The sequence below is a fragment of the Streptomyces sp. NPDC054956 genome (assembly GCF_053609185.1).
In genome coordinates, this window is the sequence record NZ_JBSGXB010000633.1 from 1 (window position 1) to 1,428 (window position 1,428).

A 1,428-nucleotide genomic window follows, 5' to 3' on the forward strand; every position below is an offset into this window, starting at 1 on the left:
CCCTCCTTCCCGCGCCGTGACGACCGTGGCGGCGACCGCCCGCCGTTCCGTGGGAACGACCGTGGCGACCGTCCCTCCGGCGGTGGCTTCCGCGGCAACGACCGCGGCGACCGTCCGAGCTTCCCGCGTCGTGATGACGACCGTGGTGGGTTCCGCGGCGGTCGTGACGACCGTGGCGGGGACCGTCCGTCGTACCCGCGTCGCGACGACCGCGGTGGCGACCGTCCGAGCTACCCCCGTCGTGATGACGACCGTGGTGGGTTCCGCGGTGGCCGTGACGACCGCGGTGGCGACCGTCCGTCCTACCCGCGTCGTGACGACCGGGGCGGCGACCGCGGTGGATTCCGTGGCCGCGACGACCGTGGCGGCGACCGCGACTTCCGCTCGGACCGCGACCCGGTCAAGCGCCTCCCGATCGACGAGGACGTCACGGGCTTCGAGATCGACTCCGACGTTCGCCAGGAGCTGCTGAGCCTGCCGAAGGGTCTGGCGGAGGAAGTCTCCAAGAACCTGGTCATGGTGGCCCGGCTGATCGACGAGGACCCGGAGCAGGCGTACGCGTACTCGCGCATCGCCCTGCGCCTGGCCTCCCGTGTCGCCGCCGTGCGCGAGGCCGCCGGCTTCGCCGCGTACGCCACGCAGAAGTACGCCGAGGCGATCGCGGAGTTCCGCGCCGCCAAGCGCATGACCGGTTCGGTCGAGCTGTGGCCCGTCATCGCCGACTGCGAGCGCGGCCTCGGCCGTCCGGAGCGGGCGCTGGCCATGGCCGGCGAGCCCGAGGTGCAGAAGCTGGACAAGGCCGGCCAGGTCGAGATGCGACTGGTCGCGGCCGGCGCCCGCCGGGACATGGACCAGCTCGACGCCGCCATCGTCACCCTGCAGAGCCCGGAGCTGGCCTCCAGCTCCGTGCAGCCGTGGACCGCGCGCCTGCGGTACGCCTACGCGGACGCCCTGCTGGCGGCCGGCCGTGAGGACGAGGCGCGCGAGTGGTTCGCCAAGACCCTCGAGGCCGACAAGGACGGGGCCACGGACGCCTCCGACCGCCTCGCCGAGATCGACGGTGTCGAGTTCGTCGATGCCTCGCTCGAGGACGAGGCCGACGTCGACGTCGAGGACGACCTCGACGAGGACGACGAGGACTCGGACGACCCCGAGGTCAGGGCCGCGGAGCGGGCCTCCGACCAGGCCGAGTACTACGACGAGGACGACGAGGAGTACGAGGGCGACGACGAAGTCGACGCCACCGACGAGATCGTCGTGCTCGACGAGGACGAGGACGAGGACGAGGACGAGGACGACCGCGCGGACCTCCGCGAGGACGACCGCGATGAGGACCTCGATGAGGACCAGGCCCGCGACAAGGCCTGAGTGAACTGAAAAGGGCGGTACCCCCGGTGGGGGTACCGCCCTTGTGTGTTTCCGTCAGTC

General features: G+C 72.1%; 1 protein-coding gene. It reads left to right on the top strand.

Annotated elements, in window-relative coordinates:
* Positions 1-468: 468 nt before the first annotated feature.
* On the top strand, positions 469-1,368 hold the full coding sequence (locus ACWGDE_RS38940; RefSeq protein ID WP_453393818.1) for a hypothetical protein: 900 nt from the start codon (positions 469-471) through the stop codon (positions 1,366-1,368).
* Positions 1,369-1,428: the final 60 nt, after the last annotated feature.